15 protein-coding genes are annotated in these 24,190 nt (G+C 66.7%); 9 read left to right on the top strand and 6 right to left on the bottom strand.

The window, feature by feature from the left end; genetic code table 11:
* Window positions 1–3 precede the first annotated feature (3 nt).
* Together B5X90_RS15490 and B5X90_RS15495 are read right to left on the bottom strand one after the other, a co-directional pair.
* Window positions 4–873 (bottom strand): aldo/keto reductase, encoded by an 870-nt coding sequence (locus B5X90_RS15490; protein WP_079554580.1) that lies wholly within the window; start codon window positions 871–873, stop codon window positions 4–6.
* A gap of 83 nt (window positions 874–956) precedes the next feature.
* Window positions 957–1,919 carry a sugar-binding transcriptional regulator gene (locus B5X90_RS15495; RefSeq protein WP_079554648.1) on the bottom strand — a complete coding sequence of 321 codons (963 nt, stop codon included), beginning with the start codon at window positions 1,917–1,919 and terminating at the stop codon, window positions 957–959.
* A 123-nt stretch (window positions 1,920–2,042) separates the two neighbouring features.
* Between B5X90_RS15495 and B5X90_RS15500 the strand changes: the two genes are divergently transcribed.
* The 3 genes from B5X90_RS15500 (at window position 2,043) to glpK (ending at window position 6,287) form a co-directional block, all read left to right on the top strand.
* On the top strand, window positions 2,043–3,821 hold the full coding sequence (locus B5X90_RS15500) for a glycerol-3-phosphate dehydrogenase/oxidase (protein ID WP_079554582.1): 1,779 nt from the start codon (window positions 2,043–2,045) through the stop codon (window positions 3,819–3,821).
* Between the two features lie 156 nt (window positions 3,822–3,977).
* Window positions 3,978–4,730 (top strand): MIP/aquaporin family protein, encoded by a 753-nt coding sequence (locus B5X90_RS15505; protein WP_079554584.1) that lies wholly within the window; start codon window positions 3,978–3,980, stop codon window positions 4,728–4,730.
* A 42-nt stretch (window positions 4,731–4,772) separates the two neighbouring features.
* The gene (gene glpK, locus B5X90_RS15510; protein WP_079554586.1) at window positions 4,773–6,287 is read left to right on the top strand and encodes a glycerol kinase GlpK; all 1,515 of its coding nucleotides are present in this window, start codon (window positions 4,773–4,775) and stop codon (window positions 6,285–6,287) included.
* A 75-nt stretch (window positions 6,288–6,362) separates the two neighbouring features.
* On the opposite strand, the gene B5X90_RS15515 is transcribed toward glpK, so the two are convergent.
* Genes B5X90_RS15515 through B5X90_RS15530 form a run of 4 tightly spaced genes read right to left on the bottom strand, consistent with a single transcriptional unit; the run spans window position 6,363 to window position 14,085 of the window.
* Window positions 6,363–7,301, bottom strand: a complete 939-nt coding sequence (locus tag B5X90_RS15515) for a hypothetical protein (protein WP_256860271.1) — start codon at window positions 7,299–7,301, stop codon at window positions 6,363–6,365.
* A 31-nt stretch (window positions 7,302–7,332) separates the two neighbouring features.
* The gene (locus B5X90_RS15520; protein WP_079554588.1) at window positions 7,333–10,479 is read right to left on the bottom strand and encodes an efflux RND transporter permease subunit; all 3,147 of its coding nucleotides are present in this window, start codon (window positions 10,477–10,479) and stop codon (window positions 7,333–7,335) included.
* 1 nt (window position 10,480) lies between these two features.
* Window positions 10,481–10,939, bottom strand: a complete 459-nt coding sequence (locus B5X90_RS15525) for a hypothetical protein (protein ID WP_028276449.1) — start codon at window positions 10,937–10,939, stop codon at window positions 10,481–10,483.
* On the bottom strand, window positions 10,936–14,085 hold the full coding sequence (locus B5X90_RS15530; protein WP_256860272.1) for an efflux RND transporter permease subunit: 3,150 nt from the start codon (window positions 14,083–14,085) through the stop codon (window positions 10,936–10,938). The genes B5X90_RS15525 and B5X90_RS15530 overlap by 4 nt, the downstream gene beginning before the upstream one ends.
* A gap of 877 nt (window positions 14,086–14,962) precedes the next feature.
* Between B5X90_RS15530 and leuS the strand changes: the two genes are divergently transcribed.
* From leuS to holA, 6 genes are all read left to right on the top strand, one after another.
* Complete coding sequence (gene leuS, locus B5X90_RS15535; protein ID WP_079554592.1) at window positions 14,963–17,488, top strand: leucine--tRNA ligase; 2,526 nt, start codon at window positions 14,963–14,965, stop codon at window positions 17,486–17,488.
* Between the two features lie 136 nt (window positions 17,489–17,624).
* Window positions 17,625–18,701 (top strand): DegV family protein, encoded by a 1,077-nt coding sequence (locus B5X90_RS15540; protein ID WP_079554594.1) that lies wholly within the window; start codon window positions 17,625–17,627, stop codon window positions 18,699–18,701.
* 113 nt (window positions 18,702–18,814) lie between these two features.
* Window positions 18,815–19,000 (top strand): hypothetical protein, encoded by a 186-nt coding sequence (locus B5X90_RS15545; protein WP_018773116.1) that lies wholly within the window; start codon window positions 18,815–18,817, stop codon window positions 18,998–19,000.
* 1,478 nt (window positions 19,001–20,478) lie between these two features.
* Window positions 20,479–21,159 carry a helix-hairpin-helix domain-containing protein gene (locus B5X90_RS15555; protein WP_256860274.1) on the top strand — a complete coding sequence of 227 codons (681 nt, stop codon included), beginning with the start codon at window positions 20,479–20,481 and terminating at the stop codon, window positions 21,157–21,159.
* A 1-nt stretch (window position 21,160) separates the two neighbouring features.
* Entirely contained in the window at window positions 21,161–23,221 is a 2,061-nt protein-coding gene (locus tag B5X90_RS15560; protein ID WP_256860275.1) for a ComEC/Rec2 family competence protein, read from the top strand.
* A complete protein-coding gene (holA, locus tag B5X90_RS15565; RefSeq protein WP_079554654.1) occupies window positions 23,155–24,171 on the top strand; it encodes a DNA polymerase III subunit delta in 1,017 nt (338 codons plus the stop codon). Before B5X90_RS15560 ends, holA begins: the two co-directional genes overlap by 67 nt.
* Window positions 24,172–24,190 lie beyond the last annotated feature (19 nt).

Genomic DNA, 24,190 nt, shown 5'->3' on the forward strand with positions numbered 1-24,190 from the left:
ATCCTATGCGACGTTGTCGGGGTGGGAGCCGGTCCGGAAGCCGCGTTCGAGGCCGCTGACCTCCGTCATGTCCAGCGGAGAGAGCTCAAAGTCGAAGACCTCGAAGTTTTCACGGATCCGCCCGGACGAGCTGGCCTTGGGGATCACGATATTGCCCAGCTGCAGGTGCCAGCGCAGGATGATCTGCGCCGGCGTGCGGTCGTGTTCGGCCGCCAGGGCCAGGATCACCGGGTCCTTCAGGACCTGGCCGCGGCCCAAAGGACTCCACGCCTCGGTGCGGATACCCAAAAGCTCGTGCTTTTCCCGCAGTTCATCCTGCTGCAGCCAGGGATGAAGTTCGATCTGGTTCACGGCGGGCACGACCTCCGCCGTTTCCAGGAGCCGGTCCAGGTGCTGTGGCTGGAAGTTGGAGACGCCGATTGCGCGGACCTTGCCCTCGCGGTACAGCGTCTCCAGGGCCCGGTACGTTTCCGGGAACAGGCCACGGCGCGCGCACGGCCAATGGATCAGGTAGAGGTCGATGTATTCCAGGCCGAGGTTGGACATCGAGGTGTCGAACGCACGCATGGTGGCGTCGTAGCCGTGGTCGTCATTCCAGACCTTGGTGGTGATGAAGAGGTCCTCGCGGGAAACGTAGGGTGCGGTTTCTCCGGGGCCGCCGCCGGTGCCCTCAAACCCGGACAGGGCACCGATTCCCTTGCCGACGCCGGTCTCGTTGCCGTACATGGCGGCGGTGTCGAAGTGCCGGTAGCCGGTCTCGACCGCCATGGTCACCAGGCTGGCGGCGTCGGCCGGGGGGACCTTGTACAGCCCGAACCCCAGCCGGTCGATCAATACGCCGTTGTTCAGGGTCAGCCGGGGGGAGAGTCTCATGACAAAGACTTTACCCACTGGTGCTGGCGAGTGCCGGACTGCCATTGCCGCCGGACGCACCGGTCACGCTGCCCAGCAGCCGCTCAGCCCAGTCCGTCGAACCGGACGAGCCGGCGGGCGCTGGCCTCGTCCAGGATCAGGTCGGTGGCCAGTCCTGCCGCCAGTGCGCCCCTGAGCCCGTTGATTTTGGAAGCACCGGACACCACGCAGATGCGGCGCCGGACCTGGCGGAGCTGGGCCAGGTCCGGGCCGGTGGAACGTGCGTTGAGCGTGATGCCGTCCGAGGACCCGTCGGCGCGGAAGAACACTGTGGCAACATCGCCCACCACATCGGAGTTCGCCAGGATGTTCAAGTCGTCTTCATCGAGGTAGCCCCCGGCGTAGACGTGGCTGGGGTAGTCGGCGTCGACCGATCCGACACCAAAGATCGCGATGCTCATCCGGGCCTGCAGCTCCAGGATCCGCTGAACACTCCGCTCATTCCACATGGCCCTTTTGGTCGCGGCGTGGTCGAAGAAGGCCGGCACGGGAAACTGCTCCACCCGTGCTCCGTAGGCGCTGCCGAACCGCCGCATGATGTCCGAGGCATAGGTGATGCCGGTGGTCTGCATATTCCCGGCGCCGTTGAGCTGGACGATCACGCTGTCGTGAGTGATCTTGCGGGTCAGGTGCCGGCTCACCGCGCTCAGGGTGGAGCCCCATGCGACGCCGATGATGGCGTTGGAGTCTACCAGCGGTCCGATCGTCCGGGCGGCCTGCATGGCCACACGGTCCAGTGTTTCCGCCTCATTGAGGGTGTCCACCACCGGAACGACATGGACATCCACTTTGTATTCGGCGCGGATCATGCCCTCGAGTTCGGGCCCGGTGTCCAACGGGCTGCGGATCTGGATCTGCACCAGACCCGAATCGCGCGCCGCGGACAACAGCCGGGAAACCGTGGACCGGGACGTCCGGAGCTCGCGGGCGATGGCGTCCATGGTCAGGTCCTGCAGGTAATAAAGCTGGGCCGCGCGGAGGGCGTCGGACTGGCGTGAATGCATCATGACATTTCCCATCTGCACGTTTGTGCATAGTGCTTGACTCCATTTTCCATTAGTCCAAAGAATAGTGTTGAACGGCGCCGCGCCACGGGCGTGCCGCACAGAATCAAACCCAAGGGAGCAATTTTGGGACAGAAGGACTCAGTCGGCACACCGGCGACCGATCGCGCCTCGGTGCAGAAGCTGCGGACGCGGCGGCACGCGCAGGTTCTGATCATCGGAGGCGGGATCAACGGGGTCGGAACGTTCCGTGACCTGGCGCTGCAGGGGGTGGACGTGGCGCTCGTTGAGCGCGGTGATTACTGCCAGGGTGCCAGCGGCGCCTCTTCCCACATGATCCACGGCGGCATCCGGTACCTCGAAAACGGCGAGTTCCGCCTCGTCCAGGAATCGGTGACCGAACGCAACAGGCTTCTGCGGATCGCGCCGCACTACGTCAAGCCGCTGCAGACCACGATCCCGATCTTCAGCACCTTCTCCGGGGTCCTGGCCGCCCCCATGCGCTTCCTGACCCACAAGCAGGGCAAGCACACCGAACGCGGGGCGTTCCTGATCAAGCTCGGCCTGAGCATGTACGACTTCTTCTCCCGCGACGGCGGTACGGTTCCGCGCCACCAGTTCCGCGGACGCAAGCGCGCGCTGGCCGAGCTGCCCCGCCTGCACCCCGGGATCAAATACGCGGCCACCTACTTCGACGCCTCCGTTCACAACCCCGAGCGCCTCACCCTTGACGTGCTCCAGGACGGCGAGAAGGCCGGCGGCGCGGACAGCCACGCCCGCGCCAGCAACTACGTCTCACTGGTCTCGCTGGGCGGCTCCGGAACCACCGGCACCACCGGCACCACCGGAACCACTGTCCAGCTGCGCGATGAACTGACCGGTGAGGTGTTCGACTTCACTGCCGACGTCGTCGTGAACACCACCGGCGCCTGGGTCGACCTGACCAACGAGGCCATGGGGGCGGCGTCGTCGTTCATGGGCGGAACCAAGGGTTCGCACATCGTGCTGGACCATCCGGAGCTGCTCGCGGCGTGCAACGGCCGCGAAATCTTCTTCGAGCACACCGACGGCCGGATCGTGCTGATCTACCCGATGGGGGACCGCGTCCTGGTCGGCACCACCGACGTCGACGCCGACATGGCCCTGGACGCCGTGTGCACCGAGGCGGAAATCGACTACTTCTTTGACCTGATCGGCCACGTGTTCCCGGACATCCCGGTGGGCCGGGACCAGATTGTCTACTCGTTCGCCGGTGTGCGCCCGCTTCCGAAGCATGACGCGACCCAGCCGGGCTTCGTCAGCAGGGACTACCGGATCGAACGCCGTGCGGCGGCGGGCGGCGCCGTCCTCAGCCTCGTCGGCGGCAAGTGGACCACGTTCCGGGCCCTCGCCGAGCACCTGAGCAACGACGTCCTGGCCGAACTCGGTAGGGAACGGAGGGTTTCGACGGCGAAGCTCGCCATCGGTGGCGGCGCCGGTTTCCCGGACAGCGAGGACGGCGTCCAGCGCTGGATCAAGGCCCACATGTCGGCCGGCCGCGACGCAGACCGCGTCACCGGGCTGCTGACCCGCTACGGGACCCGCGCCGAAGAAGTCATCCGCTTCCTGGACGGGCCCGCGGCCGGCGAGCCGGACAGGCTGCTGCGTTCCACCCGAGAGCTGAGCACCCGGGAACTGGAGTTCATGGCCGCCCATGAGCAGATCGGGCACCTGGTGGACGTCCTCATCCGCCGTACGTCCCTGGCCTTTCGCGGCCTGGTGACCGGGGAACTGCTCAATGAAGTCGCGGACATTCTTTCCGGACCGCTCGGCTGGGACGCGGCACGCCGGGCCACAGAGATCAGCCACGCACAGGAGGTGCTACAGCGGTTCCACGGTGTCCGGGTCCACAGCCTGGTCGCCTGATATGGCTTGCGTGCCCGGGCAGGGAAGCCCGGGTGCAAGCACTGCGCGGTCCGCCCCGGCGGCCGGCGCAGTGGCTGGCCGGCAGCACGAACATGCTGCCGGCCCCACGGCTTCCAAACTCGCGGACGCCGACAACAGAAAATAGAGGAGTCAAAGATGTCTCTTGGAATAGTTTTCCTATCCGAATTATTCGGTACCGCCATGCTGACCCTGCTGGGTTGCGGCGTGGTGGCCAACGTTGCGCTCAAAGGCACGAAGGGCAACAACGGCGGGTTCCTGATGGTGACCTGGGGATGGGGCATTGCCGTCTTCTCCGGTGTCTATGTTGCCGCCATCTCGGGTGCACACCTGAACCCGGCCGTGACTTTTGGCCTCTTGGTCAACGGCAAGAAGCTGTACGCTCCCGGCGTTCCGGTCGACATCGCCTCAACCCTGACCTACTTCGGCGGGGAACTGACCGGCGCCTTCCTGGGCGCGGTCATCATGTGGCTGGCGTACCGGCAGCACTTTGATGCCGAAACCGAGCCCGCCAGCCAGCTGGCCGTCTTCTCCACCGGCCCGGCGATCCGCTCGAACCCGTGGAACCTGATCACCGAGATCATCGGCACCTTTGTCCTCGTCTTCGTCATCCTGACCTTCGGCGGGACACCTTCCGGACTCGGCCCGCTGGCGGTCGCCCTGCTGGTTGTCGGCATCGGTGTTTCCCTCGGCGGTCCCACCGGCTACGCCATCAACCCTGCCCGTGACCTTGGCCCGCGCATCGCGCACGCCCTCCTCCCCATCAAGGGCAAGGGGTCCTCCGACTGGAGCTACTCCTGGATCCCTGTCGTCGGACCCCTGATCGGTGGCGGCCTCGGCGGCCTCGTGGCCGCGGTTGTGCCGATCATCCCTCCTGTACTACCCCTCTGATTGCCAGTTCAACTGCCACGCTAAACAGACAAGGACGTCAATATGAACCAGTACGTAGTTGCCATCGACCAGGGCACCACGAGCACCCGCGCCATCGTGTTCGACCACAGCGGCAGCATCGTCTCCTCCGGCCAGATGGAGCACGAGCAGATCTTCCCCCAGGCCGGCTGGGTGGAGCACAACCCTGCTGAAATCTGGAACAACACCCGCGAAGTGATCGGCTCGGCCCTGTCCAAGGCGAACCTGACCCGGCACGACATCGCCGCCGTCGGCATCACCAACCAGCGCGAAACGGCGGTCGTGTGGGACAAGACCACGGGCGAGGCGATCTACAACGCCATCGTGTGGCAGGACACCCGCACCCAGCCGATCGTGGACGAGCTGGCCAAGGACGGGGGACCGGAGCGCTTCAAGCAGAAGGTCGGCCTGCCGCTGGCGACCTACTTCTCGGGCACCAAGATCAAGTGGATCCTGGACAACGTCGAGGGCGCACGGGCCAAGGCGGAGGCCGGTGACCTGGTCTTCGGCAACACCGACTGCTGGGTGCTCTGGAACCTGACCGGCGGGACCGACGGCGGAGTGCACGTCACCGACGTGACCAATGCCTCGCGGACCATGTTCATGGATCTTGAGACGCTGTCCTGGGACCAGGAGATTCTGGACGCGTTCGGTGTCCCGGCCTCCATGATGCCGACCATCAAGTCCTCCTCCGAGGTCTACGGCAAAGTGCACACCTCCCAGCTGCTGCGCGAGGTCCCTGTGGCCGGCATCCTCGGCGACCAGCAGGCGGCCACGTTCGGCCAGGCGGCGTTCGATGCCGGGGAAGCCAAGAACACCTACGGCACGGGCTGCTTCCTGATCTTCAACACGGCCGAGGAAATTATCCACTCAAAGAACGGGCTGCTGACCACGGTTGGTTACAAGCTCGGCGACGCAGCGCCGCATTACGCGCTGGAGGGCTCCATCGCCGTCACCGGTTCGTTGATTCAGTGGCTGCGGGACAACCTCGGCCTGATCAGCAGCGCTCCGGAGGTCGAGACCCTCGCGGCCTCGGTGGAGGACAACGGCGGCGTGTACATTGTGCCGGCGTTCTCCGGCCTCTTCGCCCCGTATTGGCGTTCCGATGCCCGCGGCGCGATTGTCGGCCTGACCCGCTATGTGAACAAGAACCACATCGCCCGCGCGGCACTGGAGGCCACCGCCTTCCAGACCCGTGAGGTGCTGGACGCCGTCAACGCCGACTCCGGCGTGCCGCTGACGGAGCTGAAGGTCGACGGCGGCATGGTCGCCAACGACGCCCTGATGCAGTTCCAGGCGGACATCCTCGGCGTGCCGGTCATCCGTCCGAAGGTGGTCGAGACCACCGCGCTGGGCGCAGCCTACGCGGCCGGCCTTGCGGTCGGGTTCTGGAAGGATCTGGGCGAGTGCTCGGCCAACTGGGCCGAGGACAAGCGGTGGGAGCCGCAAATGGACCAGGCCGAGCGGGAACGCCAGATGCGTCTGTGGAAGAAGGCCGTCACCAAGTCCATGGACTGGGTTGACGACGACGTGAAGTAGGCGCGCACAAGGAGCCCCGGCCGGGATTTTCCCGGCCGGGGCTCCTTTCTCTATTGCCCGGGAGCGGCAGGGCCCTTAGTGGTAGCGGTGGCCATCGTAGGCACGTGCCACCTCAGCGCGCGGCGTCTTCGCGTAGACGTCCTTGCTGACCGTGTAGCCCCGACGGTCCTGCTGCAGTGCCTGCTCGTTGACGCTCTTCAGCTCGGCGCGGCTGAGCTTCTTGATCTTGACGAGATCCAGGAACTCCTGGTCCTCGCCGCCCACGGCCGTGACCTTGATCAGACCCGTGTGCTTGGAATAGAACTTTCGCTGGTGGCCGGCGCTTGGCGGGTCCAGCGGGTTGAACTCATCGATGACCAGCACATCGCTGTAGCAACCAGTGGCGACGCAGACGCGCTGGTCCTTCGCGAACACATCCCCGCAGTCCAGGAAGTCCACACTGGGTGCGTAAGCCTGGGGGTAGGCGGGGGTCTTCAGGCGCGGGTGGCTCTGCATGGCGATGCCCGCCTGGGCCTTGTCGATGCCGCTGATGAACGTACTTGGCGCGCCTGCAAGCTGCCCGTTCTCGTACTCCTCCGGATATTCGCCGAAGAGCCACACGTCGCCCTTCCGCGTCTCGGCGAAGAAGGCGAGTTCCGATTCGACGAGCTCACCGTCGGAGTAGTCCCGGTCCCAAATCACGATGGTCTTGACCCCGTCGATCACCTTGGTCAGCCCCGTGACCGTGCTGACAACTTTGCGGGTGCTTGTCCCGTCCGGGGAGACTACTTTGCCAGTGGTGGTGTACTGCATGCCGGGTTCGAGGGGGAACCACTTGTTCTCAATCTCCGGCTTGGACGGGAAGGCGCTGCGGTTGAATTTGATCGCCGAGCCGGGGCCGCACAGTTCCTGGGAACGGGCGGCCGCCGGCGCGGTGGCTGCCGTCGCCGCGGCCGCTGTCGCCGCCGTCAGCGACGCCACCACCAGCAAGACCGCGGAGCCGTAAGCGGTAAATCTCTTAGATAGTGGAGTCATCTGACTGGCCTCTCATTGTTGGTAGTTGTTGCTATACGGCTGATATGGGTTCCGGCTCGCGGGGCTGAGGGTCACGGCGCCCCGGACCCTTCTTGGCGAACCGCAGGTAGAGCGATGGAACGATGAACAGGTTGACCAGTGTCGATGTCACCAGCCCGCCCAGGATCACCACAGCCATGGGATGCTCGATCTCATGGCCTGGCCGGTTGCCCATCACCACCAGCGGAACCAGGGCAAGTGCGGTGGCGAGCGTGGTCATCAGGATTGGTGACAGGCGTTCGGCTGCGCCCCGGAGGACCAGATCCCGGCCGAATGGCACGCCTTCGAACTGCTCCAGGTGTTGGCAGTGGTTGATGAGCAGGATGCCGTTGCGGGCGGCGATGCCCATCACTGTCAGGAACCCGACCAGCGACCCGAGGGAGAGGATTCCGCCGCTCATGTGCGCGGCGATCACCCCGCCCACCAGTGCCACCGGCAGCGTCAGGATCCCCAGAACGGCAAGCCGCCAGCTCCGGAATGCCGCCTGGAGCAGGAGGAACACCACAACCACGGCGCCCATCGCGAAGAGGAGAAGCCGTTGCGAGGCGGCCTGCCGCTCCGCGTATTCGCCGAGGATCTCGGCGCTGTACCCGGTCGGGAACTCCACGGACTTGAGATCGGATTCGAGCTTCTCGACGACTTTGGCCAGATCGCCTTCCTTGACGTTGGCGCTGACATCGAGGCGGCGGGACCCTTCCGAACGCTCAATGACGTTGGGAGTCGGCTTCACCGTGATCTTGGCGACATCGGCCACCCGGATCTTCTGCCCGCTGGGAGTGTCCAGCGGGAGGTTCTCGATGCTTGTGACGCTGGTCCGGATCTCCGGAGGACTCCAGACCTGGACGTCATAGGCCTTGCCGTCCCGGTAGACGTCGCCGACCTCTTCACCGGATACCAAGGTGGCTGCGGCACGGCGGACGTCACCGGGCTTGAGGCCATAGCGGTTGGCGGCGTCCAGGTTCACCTCGACGTCCACCTGCGGAACGTTGACCTGGAGTGCGACTTTGGCTCCGATGGCCCCCTCGATGCCGGCCAGGGCAGTCTTGACCTTGTCCGCCTGCTTCTTCAGCGTGTCCAGGTCATCGCCATACACGCGGACGACGATCGAGTAGCCCGTACCGGTGAGCACCTCGCGGACACGTTCCTTAAGGTAGGTCTGGACGTCCCGGTGGATGCCGGGATACCCGTCCACGACCTGCTGGATGGAGGCCAGGGTCTTGTCGTAGTCGACCGAGGGGTCAACGCTGATCCAGTTCTCGCCAAAGTTGACTCCCACCACCTCATCGGCGGCGAAGGCCTGACCGATGTGGGACCCGCAGTTGTTGACGCCGGGAATGGTCATCAGCTCCTGGCAGGCCAGCTGGCTGACGCGCACTTCCTCGGCGTTGGAGGTGCCGGGTTGCGTGACCCAGTGCATGAGGAAGTCACGTTCCTTGAACGAGGGCAGCAGTGACTGGCCCAGGAGCGGGGCCGCTATGATTCCGACGACGCCGAGCGCCGCCACCGCGAGGTAGCCCGGGAGCGGGCGTTTCACAATGGGACGCAGGGCGGCGCCGTACCAGCGCTTGAGAACCCGGACCACCGGCGGATCCCGGTCCTCCAGCTTGGCATTGCGCAGGAAGATGTACGCCATGGCCGGCGTGACCGTGAGGGCCACCAGCATGGACGCCATCACCGCCAGGGTGTAGGCGGTGGCCAGGGGGCGGAAGAAGGCGCCCGTCAGGCCGTCCAGGAAGAAGATCGGCACCGTGGCGGCAACGATAATCAGGGTGGCGTAGACGATGGGGCCGCGGACTTCCAGGGAGGCATTGACGACCACCCGGGCGGTGCTTTCGGTCCCGCCGCTGGCGCGGTGGTGCCGGAGCCGTCTGACGATGTTCTCGACGTCGATGATGGCATCGTCCACCACGACCCCGACGGCAATCACCAGCCCCGCAAGCACCATCGTATTAATCGTGCCTCCGGTCCAATACAGCACCAGGGCCGCCGCCATCAGCGACAACGGGATCGCCGTCACGCTCACCAGTGCGGTCCGCCATTGGAACAGGAAGACGCTCAGCACCAGGACCACCAGGAAACAGCCCAGCAGCAGCGCGAGGCTCAGGTTGCCGAGCGACTCCTCGATGAACGAGGCGGGCCGGAACAGGGTGGTGTCGACTGCGATTCCCGTCAGGCCGGGCTGCAGTTCCTTGAGCGCTTCCTCGACGCCGCGGGTGACTTCGAGGGTGTTGCCCCACGGCAGCTTTTCGACGATCAGCATCAGTCCGGGGCCGCCATTGATGACCGCGTCACCGATCAGTTGCTGGTGGTCTTCCACGACGGTTGCCACGTCGGCGAGCTTCAGGGGAGGCAGTCCCTCACGTTCCTCCAGTGGCACCTGGGCAAGGTCCGCCGGAGAGGTGATGGGTTGCACGTGCCTGATGGTCAGGCTCTGGCTCGGTGTTTCCAGCGCCCCTCCGGTGCCGATCAAGGCACCGGGGGAGTACTTGAGCAGGCCGGCGTCCAGGGCGTCGGACGTGGAGTTCATGACGTTTTCCAGCGTCACGTTGTTGGCTGCCAGCTTGTTCGGATCAACCTGGACCTGGAGCATCTGAAGGCGTTCGCCCCAGATCGCCACGTTCGCCACGCCCGGCACCCGCAGCAGGTGTGCCCGGATGTTCCAGTAGGAAACCATGGACATTTCGATCAGGGAGCGGGTCTCGGAGGAGAGTCCGATCTTCATGACACGGCTGGTGGAGGACAGCGGCTGGAGCATCACCGGCGGCGCGGCCCAGGTCGGCAGGGTCGGTATGACCGTTGCCATCCGCTCCGACACCAACTGCCGGGCGGTGAGCAGATCGGTCCCGGGCTTGAACTCCATCACGATGGCGGACAGCTGCGACACAGACTTCGACCGCATCTGGTCCAGACCGTCTATGCCGTTGAAGGCCTGCTCCATCGGAACCGTTACGAGTTCCTCGACTTCGGAGGCAGTGAGGCCCAGACATGCCGTCTGGACCTCGACACGGGGCGGTGCGAACTCCGGGAACACATCCACCGAAGCGCTGCTGAGTTGCGCGCCGCCCACGATCATGAGGGCGGCCGCCATCGCAATGATGATCGACCGGAACCTCAGGCTTGCAGCGACAATCCGGCGCATGTCAGTGCGCCGTATCGAATTCAGCGCCGAAGAGTTCAGCCGCGCCGACGGTCACGATTGCGGTGCCGACCGCGGGCCCGGCCGAGGCCGTGACCACTCCGTCCTCCACCTTGGCTACCGTGACCGGCTGCCGCTGGTAGACCCGCGGGGCCGGGTTGGTATACACCCAGGTTTTTCCGCTGGCGTCGTAGAGCAGGGCTGAGTAGGGCACGACGACGTCCTTACCCTTTCCGGCCTTGACGGTGTCGGTCTTCAGGTCGAGGCGTTCGATTCCCTTCTCCGTCAACGTCAGTTTCGCGATGCCCGTTGCGGCATTCTTCTCCACCTTGGCGGGTTCGTTGGCCGACACGGCGGCGGGTGCCGCCGCCGTCGTCTGGGCACATGCGGGCAACGCGAACAGAAGTGCTGCGCATACAGCGGCCGCCAGGGGCAGGCGCCGCGAGGGCTGTTGGCTGGTCATTTTGCTTCCACCTTTTCCTGCGTAACGGGCTGGACGGGAACTTCGGCCTCGTACACTTCGGCCCACTCTTCCGGGGCGGACCTGGGCCCGAACCAGAGTGCGAGCAGGGGGAGTACGAAGATCCCGATGAGAGTTGTGGTGATGAGTCCGCCGATGATGATCAGGGCCATCGGGCCCAGGAAGGACCCGCCGACGGCGCCGCCGAAGAGTCCCGGCGGGATCAGGATCGCCACCGTGATCAGGGCTGCCTTCAGAATGGGCGAGACCCGGTCCCGGGCCGCCATCATGATGACCTTGTCAGGGGATTCGTGCGGGGCGGCCCGCCACAGCTCATCCGTCCGGGCGGAGAGCAGCGCCGCGTTGCGGGCGGCAACGGCCAGCACCGCGGCAAAGGCCGTGAGCGCCAGCACAGTGATGGCGCCTCCTGCGATCCACGCTGCCACGGCGGCCCCGGCCAGCGCGGCCGGCAGGGACAGGAAGACGGCAAGCGCCAACTTCCAGCTCCGCACCGCTGTCTGGAGAAGGAGCAGGATTCCCAGGAGGGCAGCCGCGCCGATCCACAGAACCATCGCGTCCCCGGCGAGCTGTTCACTGTACTTCGTGGGGATTTCGGCGTGGTATTCCAGCGGGAACTGGATCTGCTCGATGGCCGCGTTGATGTCGCCCTGGATATCCGCGAGCGGACGTCCGCTGACCTCGGCCACCACATCGATCCGGCGTGAGGTGTCATCGTGCAAGATCACGACTTCATTGGGAACGAGCCGGATGTCGGCGATTTGGCCCAGCTGGACCTGGCCGCCGCTTGGCGTGTCCAGCAGGAGCTCACGGATGCTGGTCAGGTCATCCCGGACGTCCACCGCGCCGCGCACCACCACTTCAAAGACCTTCTGCTGTTCGAAGAGGTTGCCGACGACGATGCCTTGCATCAGGGCGGCAGCGGCGCGGCGTGCGTCGCCGGGTTTGATGCCGACCTTCTGCGCCGCCTCGAGGTTGACCTCGACTTCGACGATGGGCGTCATGGCGCTGGCGTTGATCGTCGGGTTCTTGACGCCGTCGACCTTTTCGATGGCCTTGCGGACCTCTTCAGCCTTCTCGCGCAGGACGGGCAAGTCTGTTCCGTAGACGCGGACGGCGAATCCGGGATCCATGCTGCTGCGCTCTTGGCCGATCTGCTGTTGGGAGTAGTTCACCACGTTGTGGGCGATGCCGGGGTAGCCCTGGACGACGTCACGGACCGCCTGCTCCGTTTCGCTGAAGTCGGCATCCGGTGTGATGGACACCCAGAGTTCCGCGGAGCTGTTCCCGACGACCTGGTCGGAGGAAATGGCGCGGCCGATGTGGCCGCCAACTCCCGAGACACCCGGCAGGGTCCGCAGTTCGTCGGACGCCTTGGACGCCACCCGACGCACCTCGTCGTTGGACGTGCCTGCCATCGAGTCCCACTGCACCAGGAGTGTCCGGTCCGGAATCGTCGGCACGACCGCCCGGTTCCCGACCAGCTGCGATGCCGCGGCGAGTCCCAGCAGTCCGACGACGGCGACAGCGACAATGCCGAGGGTGCGGCGGGACCGTGCCCCCTCGAGTGCCCGGTCGTAGGTGGCCCTGGCCCGGACAACACCGGGCGAGTCCGCCCGCCGGGCTTTCTCACCGGGAAGCAGTAGGTACGCGAGGACCGGTGTCACGGACAAACCCACCAGCATTGACACGGCAAGCGCCAACGCCAGGGACCAGAAGAGGGGCTGGAAGAAGGCACCGCCGACTCCCGCGACGAACAGCGTCGGTACGAGCGCGAGGGCCATGATGAGGGACCGGTGGAACAGCGGTGTGCGGACGCTGCGGACAAGCTGGACCATGCGGAACCTGATGGTGGCATCTGTCTCGGTCTCCGTGGCCCGCAACGGCCGGCGCCGCTGCGCCTGCACATCCTCCACGACGTCTCCGACAATCACAGACACGCCCAGCAAGATGCCGGCGAGGATCGAGATATTCAGTGTGGAGTCGAGCAAGTAGAGCACCACTCCCGCCGCCATGACGGTGGTGCTGATCGCCAGGAGGGCGATCACGGCCACCCGCCAGGAACGGAACAGGGCCCAGAAGAGCAAGACAGCGATCAGGAGGCTCACGAGCAGCGCCAGGCCGAGTCCGTCCACGGCATCCTGCAGGAACGAGGCGGGCCGGAAAACAGACGTATCCATCTGGATTCCGGAAAGCCCGGGCTGCATGTCATTCAGCGCGGCTTCGAGGTCCTTGGTGACCTGCAGCGTGCTGGCTCCGGGGAACTTCTCCACGACCAGCAGGAGGCCCGCATCCTGGCCGACGACGGCGTCGCCGATCAGCGGCTGGTGATCCTCCTTCACCTGGGCAATGTCACCCAGGAGCATGGGAGATCCGGCGTCTTCGACACTGACCTTGGCCAGGTCCTCCGGTGTTCGAATGGGCAGCACGTGCTGGATGCCCAGGCGCTGGCTCGGCGACTCGACGAACCCGCCCGTGCCGGGCGTGGACGCCTCAAGGAAGCTCAGCGGCGACACCCAGACAGCGTTGCCGGTGGTCTTGATGACCTGTTCGAGCGTGATGCCCTTGTCACGCAGCTGCGTGGGGGTCACCTCTACCTGGAGCTGCTGCTCGCGCTGTCCCCAAATGGAAACGTTGGCGACACCGGGAATGCCGATGAGCCGTGGCTTGATCTTCCACCGGGCCAGGACCGACATTTCGATCCCGGATAGCTCCTTGGAGCTCATCCGGACCATAAGGACGCGGCTGGTTGATGACAACGGCTGCATAATCAGTGGCGGCGCCGAGACGTTCGGCAGCGCGTGGGCCTGGGTCATGCGTTCGGCCACGAGCTGGCGCGCGCGCAAAAGGTCTGTGCCCGGCTCGAACACGAGCTCGATCGAGGACAGGCCGGGAACTGATTTGGACCGGATTTCATCGAGCCACGCCACCCCGTTTAGGAGGTCGGCTTCCATCGGAGCAGTGATGAGCTGTTCAACTTCGGCAGCTGAGAGGCCGAGGGCCTCGGTCTGGATCTCGACGTGGGCCGGGGCGAACTCGGGCATGCTGTCGATGGCGACGTGGGGGACGTTCACTACCCCGAAGGCAATGAGCCCGGCCGCCATGGCGAGAACCAGGATGCGGAACTGCATACTGAAACGGGTGATCCAGCCGAACATGGCTAGCCCTGTTCCAGGGAGCCGGCGCCGCGGGTGCGGCCGGCGGGGGATTTCGGCAAATGCACGGAAGAATTGCGCAAGTGATACATGACAGGCTCCTCAACCCGAGACCATTTGCGAATCCCCCCAAGAGATCCCATTTCTTGCTGATCTTTATCGAATAGTGTTCCCATTTGAATCGTTTGGCAAGATCAAAATTTTGGGCCTGCTTCCCGGATTTTCACGGGTTTCTCCCAGCCTGGAGGCTGACAATGCGCTCTGCGAAGAAACTTCGTGGAAGGTCCCGGATGCCCTCGGCGAGCCACCCGGGTGTTCGTTGTATTTCTACCTATTTTTCCGCGTCGAGCTACCCGATTTTCTGTCGTAACTACTTGCCCGATATGTCCGGCAATTGGCAGTAAGTACCGCTATTCCATAGGTATGTCGTTTGTAACAATTGGGGACATGACAGGCCCCGCAGGACGCCGGAGCGCGAGTCGACTGCGACTACCGGGCCGCAACCGGCCCGTCGGTTCAGCGCGAACCAGCCCGAGGGGCTAAAGTGGTCCTATGCGCGCCGTGCTCCTGCTTAGCTAGCCGCCCGGCATCCCGGCGAGACCTCGATTCCGAAGAGTCCCCGGATTGCCGAGCGGCGGCCCCTCCATGTCGAGGGGCTTTTGTGTGTCCGGGGTACATTCCGGTCCGCACCGCACGAAGTAACAGCAGGAGTGCCGCGTACGGACAGTATGGCGTCAGGACCGGGCAGCCGGCCGTGACAGTGCAGACTTGATGGTGAACAGGCCTGGCGGCAGGCAGGCCTGACCGTAGACAGGCCTGGGTAACAGGCCGCACAGAACAGAAGAGGCCAGCAGTGAGCGTTCAGCCGGAAACACAGACCGGATCGCCAGCAGCCGCGGCGGAGGGGCCCGAGGAAGGTGCCTACAGCTTTGCGGCAATGGAAGCCAAATGGCCGCAGGTCTGGGAAGACCTGAAGGTCTTCACACCGCTCGACGACGGCTCAAAGGAACGCCGCTACGTGCTGGACATGTTCCCTTATCCGTCCGGTGACCTTCACATGGGCCACGCCGAGGCGTTCGCGATGGGCGACGTTGTGGCGCGCTACCTGCGCCAGCAGGGCTACGACGTACTGCATCCGATCGGCTGGGACTCCTTCGGCCTGCCCGCGGAAAACGCGGCGATCAAACGCAACGCGCACCCCAGTGAGTGGACGTACGCCAACATCGACACCCAGGCGGCGTCGTTCAAGCGCTACGCAATCTCCGCGGACTGGTCCCGCCGGCTGCACACCTCGGACCCGGAGTACTACCGCTGGACCCAGTGGCTGTTCACGCGGTTCTACGAGCGTGGACTGGCCTACCGCAAGAATTCGCCGGTCAACTGGTGCCCCAAGGACCAGACCGTGCTGGCCAACGAACAGGTGGTCAACGGCGCCTGCGAGCGGTGTGGCACTCCCGTGACCAAGAAGTCCCTGAATCAGTGGTACTTCAAGATCACCGACTACGCCGACCGCCTGCTCGATGACATGGACGAACTGCGCGGGCACTGGCCCGAACGCGTCCTCGCGATGCAGAAAAACTGGATCGGCCGTTCCGAAGGCGCCCACGTCAACTTCGTGATCGAGGCCGACGGCGGCAAAGCCGCCAAGGACGTCACCGTCTTCACGACGCGCCCGGACACCCTCTACGGCGCCACGTTCTTCGTCGTCGCCGCCGACGCGCCGCTCGCCGTCGAACTGGTCACCGACGAGCACGCCGCCGCCCTGGACGCATACCGGGAACAGGTCAAGGCGCTCTCCGAAATCGAGCGCCAGTCCACCGAGCGTGAAAAGACGGGCGTCTTCACCGGACGCTACGCGACCAACCCGCTCAACGGCGAAAAGCTGCCCGTCTGGGCCGCCGACTATGTCCTGGCCGACTATGGCACGGGCGCCATCATGGCCGTCCCGGCCCATGACCAGCGCGACCTCGACTTCGCCAAGACCTTTGACCTGCCCGTCCGGGCAGTCCTGGACACGGGCGAGGAAGACCCCGCTGCCACGGGCATCGCCACCACCGGCGAGGGGACCCTGATCAACTCCGGCGGCCTCGACGGGCTGCCGAAGGCCGAGGCCATCCCGGCGGCCATCGAAATCCTGCGCGAGCTGGGCACCGGCGAGAAGTTCGTGAACTTCCGGCTGCGTGACTGGCTGCTCAGCCGGCAGCGGTTCTGGGGCACGCCGATCCCCATCATCCACTGCCCGGCCTGCGGGGAGGTCCCGGTCCCGGACGATCAGCTGCCCGTGACCCTGCCGGCGGACCTGCGCGGCGAAGACCTGTCCCCGAAGGGCACCTCACCGCTCGCCGCGGTGGAAAGCTGGGTCAATGTCGAGTGCCCCAACTGCCACGGCCCGGCCAAACGGGACACGGACACGATGGACACCTTCGTGGATTCCTCCTGGTACTTCCTGCGCTTCGTCTCGCCGCAGTACACCGGCGGTCCGTTCGATCCGGAGAAGATCAACGACTGGATGCCGGTTGGCCAGTACGTGGGCGGCGTGGAGCACGCCATCCTGCACCTGCTCTATGCGCGGTTCTTCACCAAGGTCATCCACGACCTCGGCATGATCGAGGCGGACGAGCCGTTCAGCGCGCTGCTGAACCAGGGGCAGGTGCTCAACGGCGGCAAGGCCATGAGCAAGTCCCTGGGCAACGGCGTCGACCTCGGCGAGCAGTTGGACAAGTTCGGCGTGGACGCTGTCCGCCTGACCATGATCTTCGCCTCCCCGCCGGAGGACGACGTCGACTGGGCGGACGTATCGCCGTCGGGCTCCGCGAAGTTCCTGGCCCGGGCCTGGCGCCTGGGCCAGGACGTCACGAGCGCACCTGGCGTCGATGCCGCCACCGGTGACCGCGCCCTGCGCACCGTCACCCACCGCACCATCGCTGATGCGCAGGCCCTGCTGGACCACAACAAGTTCAACGTGGTTGTGGCAAAGCTGATGGAACTGGTCAACGCCACCCGCAAGACTATTGACAGCGGTGCCGGCGGTGCGGATCCGGCAGTCCGCGAGGCCGTTGAAGCCGTGGCCGTCATCCTGAGCCTGTTTGCGCCGTATACCGCCGAGGATCTGTGGAACGTCCTGGGGCACCCGGCATCGGTCGCCAACGCCGGCTGGCCCACGCACGACGACGCACTGCTCGTGGAGGACACGGTCACTGCCGTCGTCCAGGTGCAGGGCAAGGTGCGGGACCGGCTGGAGGTTTCCCCGGACATCTCCGAGGAGGACCTGCGCGAACTGGCGCTGGCCTCGGAAAATGTCCAGCGCGCCCTCGACGGCCGCGCCCTCCGCACGGTGATCGTGCGGGCGCCTAAATTGGTCAACATCGTCCCGGCCTAGCCGGACGTACCAGTCTGACACTGGCCGCCGGCTGATCCCGGTGGCCAGTGCGGACAACCAGTGCAGAGAATGGGACGGGCGCAAGTGCCCCCGTAGGTGAAGTAAGTCCACGCGTCCCCACAGCAGGAGGTCCTTCGTGCCACACCGCGAGCCGTCAGGCTGGCCATGGCTGCGCGAGCGGCTTGTTCGCCTGCGGCAGGGTTCCCGGGACAGCATCCCCGAAGCGGCTCCCGCCGCCGTCGTGCAGGTTGCGGTGGTCACGGACTCTGCCGCCGCGCTGCCCGCGGACTGGGTCCGGGCTTTCGCTGCTGACGGCCGGCTCACCGTGGTCCCGATGCCCGTCATGGTCGGCACCGAAATCTATGGCGAGGGTGAGGACGACATTGCGGAGACCATTGCCGTTGCCCTGGCCAGCGGCAAGCCCGTCAAGACCTCGCGTCCGTCACCGGGGCAGTTTGAGCACGCCTACCGGGAGGCCAGCGAGCGTGGCTTCCAGTCCGTGGTCTCCATTCACATCTCCGCGGGGCTGTCCGGGACAGTTGACGCCGCGCGCCTGGCAGCGCAACGGGTCGGCATACCCGTAGAGGTTCTCGACTCCCGGACGGTCGGAATGGCGCAGGGGATGGGGGTGCAGGGCGCGGTGGTCGCGGCCGCCGACGGCATGAGCGCGGCCGACGTCTTGGCCTTCGCGCAGGACCGGCTGGACCGCACCAAAGTGTACTTCTATGTCCCGAGCCTGGAGCAGTTGCGCCGGGGCGGCCGGATCGGGGCGGCGGCCTCGCTCTGGGGGACCATGTTCTCCATCAAGCCCATCCTGGCGGTGGAAGACGGCCGGATCATCCCGCTGGAAAAAGTCCGGTCAGCGGCGAAGGCCATCGCACGCCTGGAAGAAATCGTGGCCGCGGACGCCTCCGGCCGCCCTGCCGGGCAGGCGCGGCTGGCTGTGCACCACTTTGGCAACCAGGCCGAGGCTCAAGACCTTGCCCGGCGCCTGGCCGTGGCACTGCCGGCATGTCCGCCGGCCCAGATCAGCGCACTCCCGGCCGTCCTGGCGGCCCACGCCGGGCTCGGTGTGCTCGCGGTGATCGTGGGGGAGGGCAGCACCCCTGCTGCAGCGAAACCCGATGCCTTCGCCGGGGACGTCTCTGGCCCGGACGACGTGGAAACGCGCCGTGGCGGGGCGGCGGCCGAAGCGACGGAAGCCGGCGACTAGCGCGACGGGTCCATCCGTTCCATCGGCGCGGACGCTGGACTCTGGCCGTGAACGGGCGGCGGCGGTAAAGTCACTCCACCGAACCCAGCGAACCAGCGAATCCGGAGGCCGCAATGGCAATGCAGGTGCACCACGTAGCCCAATTCGACCGCGACGTTGCCGAAGAGGTGACCAAATGGCTGAAATACCTCAAGGGCCAAGTGACCAGCGTTCAGTTCCTCACCACCACGGTCCCGGATCCCAAGGCCGCGGACAAATGGCGGGTGCAGTACGAGGCGTACATCACCTACCAGAAGTGAACCCCCGGCTGTAGCTGCGTTTCAGGGGGTAGGCACCGGCGTTGTCCGTCCGGGCGTTGGCGATGCCGGAGGGGCCGACGTGGCTGGTTCCGTTGGCGGTGTCTCTGGCGTTGTCGCTGGCACGGTGGTTGGTGGGGCGGTACTTGGTGGGCTGGTCGGTGGCGGGGCGGCCGGCTCGGACGTTGGCGTGGCGGGCGTTGCCGGGGCCGTCGGTGGGGCGGCCGGCTCAGACGTTGGCGGGCTGGTTGGTGCCGGGGTCGTCGGTGGGGCGGCCGGCTCAGACGCTGGCGGAGCGGGCGTTGCCGGGACCGTCGCTGGGGCGGCCCGCTCGGACGCCGGCGCCGCGGGCGTTGCCGGAGTCGTCGGCACGGTGGCCGGCTCGGTGACTGGCTCAGACGTGGGCACTGTCGTCGGAATGTCGGCTGGCGCCGTGGGTGCGGGTATCGACGCTGACGCTGGTGGAGCGGTTGGCGTTATGGAGACCGGCGGGGCCGTTGGAGGCGGAGTCGTTGGCGGCGGCGTTGGCCCGGGGCCAGGCTGATTTGGCCCGATGGTGTAGCTGGGCTGCTGGCCTGAGCCGTTGACCCATAGGGCGGCCTGCACCCTGCGGGCACTGCCGGGCTCCAGCCACCAGAGGACCTGCACGTTGCAGTGGTAGACAACCGTGACATTGGCGACGGCGCCCTGCGGCGGAACCGCATGGATGGAGGTGGCGGCTGTTTGCGTGGTCCAGATGAAATTCTGGTCGGCAGTCATTCCGGCCGTGCCGTCGACCGAAACATGAGCTATGCCGTAAAGGCCGTACTGGGGGCAGAAGCTGCTATCCAGAGAAAACTTGACCACCTGGGTTGAGGTGGCTTGCGTTGTGTCTGCCACGACCGGCGGGGCTGGCAGCATGGTGCCGCCAAGCGCCAGCACCGCCGCGGGCCCAAACAACCACTTCATTGCACACCAGCTTTCGCCGCCTGATGTTTACATCCAGGCGATCAGGGGTGCCCCCAGCCGGCAAGTCTTCTCGATTGGATGCAGACGTTACCACCGGCCCCGGGTGGGCACCAGCGTAGGGAATACTTGCCTGTTGCCACGGATCTACGCGTATTACGCAGGTATTTCCACATACGCCCGGTTCCGAGTATCAGCGGGGGTGCGGGCTGCCTAGTGTCGTTTCCATGTCACGCCGCAATCCGGGAAGTGAATCCGCCACAGGCGTCAGGGTTGTCCGTGAACGCCTGGCCGCGACGCACTGGGCTGCCCGGGAAGCGGGAGATGCTTCGGATCCGGGTAAATCGCCTGCTCCCGGCCAGGAGCCAGGCAGCTCCAAGGGGCTGCTGGAGTTCCAGGTTCCGGCGCCAGGCAGCCCCGGCCCGGGCCGGGAAGCTGATGCCGTCCTCGCTGCTGGACAGCGCGAAAGGGGCGGGCCTTTGCACCATGCGGATGAAACCCGTGGGTACCGCCGGACAGGAAGGCCGACGCTGGTTTTGCGATTTCGGGCCAGGACAGGGGTTAGGGCCGCTGCCCTGCTGGGCGTCCTCGCCGTGGTGCTGGGCGGCTGCTTCTGGTGGCAGGCCGGAACCGGCGGCGCGCAGGTGGTGGCTCTTAGCGACTCCGCTCCCGCCGCCGAGGAAGCACCCGATCCGGCAGCTGGCGGGTCAACCGCGCCGCCGGGGGAGGCTGCCACCGCGGAGCCGGAAAGCATCGAGGTCCATGTTGCCGGTGCCGTGGCCAGCCCGGGGGTGGTTCAACTGCCGGCGGGAAGCCGGTTGCACGAGGCAATTGCAGCTGCGGGCGGACCCACGGTTCTCGGGGATCCGGACCGGCTCAACCTGGCCGCCGTGCTGGAGGATGGGCAGAAGGTCCTGGTGCCCATCCGCGGCGAACCCGGTCAGGCCGATGCACCCACGGACGGCTCACCTGCGCCCGGTTCCGGTACGGCCGGTACGGGCGGCACAGGGGCAGTCAGCGGTGGCGGGAAGGTCAACCTCAACACCGCCGGCCTCGAGGAGCTCGGGACCCTCCCGCGCGTCGGGCCGGTGCTGGCGCAGCGGATCGTGGATTGGCGCCAGCAGCACGGGCGGTTCAAGACCGTGCAGGAGCTCGACGCCGTCGACGGGATCGGCCCGAAGTTGCTCGAGGCACTGCTCCCCTTGGTGGGTATCTGACGTGGCAAATCCTGAGATGGAAAAGCTTGGCACTGCACAGCCTGACGCTGCACAGCCTGACACTGCACGGACCGGCGTTGACCGGACCGGCCCGCTGGATTCTGTGGCGGTCCCGCCGAGCCGCTGGCAGCGCTACGTCGACGCGGCCGTCCATTCCCCGGTGCGTGCGGAGCATGAGGATCCGGTGGCCCCGGGCAGGATCCGCGGATCCGCCAAACCCGCGCGCGCCACCCCCGCGCGTCAGCGCCCGATCGAACGGACACGGCGTACGGACCTTCGTCTGGTACTCCCGGCGCTCCTTGTCTGGGGGACCGCAGTTGCCGGAAACTGGCTGCCCCCTGCAGGGCTGGCCGGTCTCTGCGCGGCGTTGGCGGCCGGAGGCATGCTCATCTTGGCCGGTCCCGGCAACCTCAGCCGTTCCGGGATCCGCCCGGCGAAGGAACGGGGCGTCAGGATAGGGCGGGTTGGCGCCGGACACGGCCCCAGGGCCCAGCAGGTGGCTCCGCGCAGCATTCGGGCCACAGTGGCTGTGGCGCTGTTGCTGTCCCTCGCGGCAGGCTCGCACGCCGCCGTCGAGGCATCCCGGCGGCACGACGGCGCCATCGCAGAAGCTGTGGCCGCCCGCGCGGCCGTCGTCGCGGAACTGGAAATTGCGGGCGCCCCGCGGCGGCTCCGGATTCCCGGTGCCGGCGGCCTGCCGGACCGCTGGGCGGTTCCCGTGATGCTGAAGGCGATGACCTTGGGCGGCCACAGGGTCGCCGTGGACGTACGGCTCGTCGTCATGGGCGGGGCCACGTGGGGAGACGCCGTTCCGGGCCAGCACCTGCGCGCCACAGGCAAACTCCGGCCCTCCGCGCCAGGGGAGCCTGAGGCAGGACTCCTTGCAGCGACGTCGGCGCCAACTCTGTTGCGGGGACCCGGGCCCTGGCAGCAGGGTCCTGGGGAGCTTCGCCGCGCCTTCACCGCCGCGGCGGCACGGTTTGGGGGCGACGCCGGCGGGCTGCTGCCCGGCATGGTCACTGGCGACACCAGCGCGCTGGACCCCGAGTTGGAAGCCGCCATGAAGACCGTCGGGATGACGCACCTGACCGCCGTCAGCGGGGCCAACTGCAGCCTGATCCTCGGGACGCTGCTGCTTGCCGCCCGCACGCTCCGCCTTCCGCGCGCGGCGGCCGCCGCTGCCAGTCTCTCGGGGCTGGCGCTGTTCGTCCTCATGGTGGGTCCGGATCCCAGTGTGCTGCGGGCCGCGCTCATGGGCAGCATCGGCCTCGCGTCCGTAGCTTTTGGCCGGCCGGGGCGCGGGCTGAGCCTGCTCTGTGTTGCCGTCATCGGCCTGCTGCTGGCGCAGCCGGTCCTGGCTGCCAGCTTCGGATTCCTGCTCTCGGTCCTGGCCACGCTGGGAATCGTGGTCGCCGGTCGCCGCATCATGGACTGGCTGCCCTCTTCGGTGCCGCGCTGGGCGGCAGCCGGCATCGCCGTACCCCTGTCCGCCCAGCTCTTCTGCGCCCCGGCGATCGTGTTGTTGCAGCCGCAGTTCGGCGCCTACACCTTGGCCGCGAATGTGGCCGCTGCAGCGCTCGTGGCGCCAGTTACACTCCTCGGCACGACGGCCGTGGTGCTCCTGCCCGCTGTCCCGGCCGCAGCCGGTTTCCTGATGGCCGCAGCTGCCGGCTTCGCAGGCGCGGTGGCGGGGGTCGCCCGGTTGTTCGCGGCACTCCCGGGCGCAGCCCTGCCGTGGCCGGAAGGAGTTTTCGGTGCAGCCACCATGGGAGTCTTTTCCGCGGCTGTGCTGGCGGCAGTATGGCTTGCCCTGCACCCGGCGGCGGTCTTCCGTGGCGTCCTCGCGGCACACGCGCGCGTGGTCGCCGTCCTCGACGCACGGTCGCATGCGGCGGCACGGTCAGCCCGCCGGCGGGCCGTCAGCCGCGGCTTGGAGCACCGGTCCGGGCGTGGGACGCTTAGAGTCCGCAAACCAACTTCCGGGAGGAATCACGAGTGGCTGCTGCCCAGACCCAACGGCCCAGGACCTCGGCGTCGAACACCGCCACCTGGCGTGACGTGACACCTGCTGCCGTCGTCCTGGTGGGCGGTCCGGAGGACTACCTAGGCGCCCGGGCCATGGACCGTATCCGCGCGCAGGTCCGCGCGGTGGCGCCCGACGTCGAAATTACGCGGCTCAATGCCGGCAGCTACACGGCCGGGTCCCTGGCCATGAACGTCAGCCCTTCACTGTTCGGCGAACAAAAGCTCATTGAGGTCGACGGGCTCGAGGCCATGAACGATGCCTTCCTCGCCGATGCCCTGAAGTATGTGGTCCACCCGGAACCGGAGGCCTTCTTGGTGCTCCGCCACGGCGGGGGAGTCCGCGGCAAGAAGCTGCTGGACGCCATCAAGGCCGCGGGTTGGCCCGTTGTCGACTGCCAGCCGCTCAAGAAAGACGCCGAGAAGATCGCCTTCGTCACGGCTGAGTTCCGGGCGGCCTCCCGTCGTATCGACCCCGACGCCGTGCACGCCCTCGTCAATGCGGTCGGTGCGCAGCTCGCGGAACTCGCCGCCGCCTGCAGTCAGCTGATCGCTGATGCCACCACCGGCGTGGATGCGGCCATGGTGGACAAGTACTACGGCGGCCGGGTCGAGGCAACAGGTTTCAAGGTCGCCGACGCCGCGATGGCCGGCAACGGCCCGCTGGCCCTCTCCACACTTCGCCACGCCCTGGCTACCGGCGCGGACCCGGTGCCGATCGTGGCTGCCCTGGCGTCGAAGTTGCGCTCCCTGGCCAAGGTGGCTGGCGCGCAGGGGTCGTCCTCGCAGATCGCCAAGCAACTGGGTATGCAGCCCTGGCTCGTCGAACAGGCCCAGCGGGAAGTCCGGCGCTGGACGCCCGAGAGGCTGGTCCGCTCCATCCAGGTCACCGCCGAGGCCGACGCCCAGGTCAAGGGCCTCTCCCGCGATCCTGTCTATGCCGTGGAACATGCGGTAACTGTGATTGCCACCTCGGCCCGGAGTTCCTGACACCCGCGTTCGACCCCAG

Source organism: Arthrobacter sp. 49Tsu3.1M3 (assembly GCF_900168135.1).
In the GTDB taxonomy this organism is placed as follows: Bacteria; Actinomycetota; Actinomycetes; order Actinomycetales; family Micrococcaceae; genus Arthrobacter.

Coding starts and splice junctions, on each gene's coding strand:
- B5X90_RS15530 (WP_256860272.1), bottom strand. CDS start 14,085: ATGCAGTTCCGCATCCTGGTTCTCGCCATGGCGGCCGGGCTCATTGCC.
- glpK (WP_079554586.1), top strand. CDS start 4,773: ATGAACCAGTACGTAGTTGCCATCGACCAGGGCACCACGAGCACCCGC.
- B5X90_RS15515 (WP_256860271.1), bottom strand. CDS start 7,301: ATGACTCCACTATCTAAGAGATTTACCGCTTACGGCTCCGCGGTCTTG.
- B5X90_RS15520 (WP_079554588.1), bottom strand. CDS start 10,479: ATGCGCCGGATTGTCGCTGCAAGCCTGAGGTTCCGGTCGATCATCATT.
- B5X90_RS15490 (WP_079554580.1), bottom strand. CDS start 873: ATGAGACTCTCCCCCCGGCTGACCCTGAACAACGGCGTATTGATCGAC.
- B5X90_RS15505 (WP_079554584.1), top strand. CDS start 3,978: ATGTCTCTTGGAATAGTTTTCCTATCCGAATTATTCGGTACCGCCATG.
- B5X90_RS15545 (WP_018773116.1), top strand. CDS start 18,815: ATGGCAATGCAGGTGCACCACGTAGCCCAATTCGACCGCGACGTTGCC.
- B5X90_RS15495 (WP_079554648.1), bottom strand. CDS start 1,919: ATGATGCATTCACGCCAGTCCGACGCCCTCCGCGCGGCCCAGCTTTAT.
- B5X90_RS15525 (WP_028276449.1), bottom strand. CDS start 10,939: ATGACCAGCCAACAGCCCTCGCGGCGCCTGCCCCTGGCGGCCGCTGTA.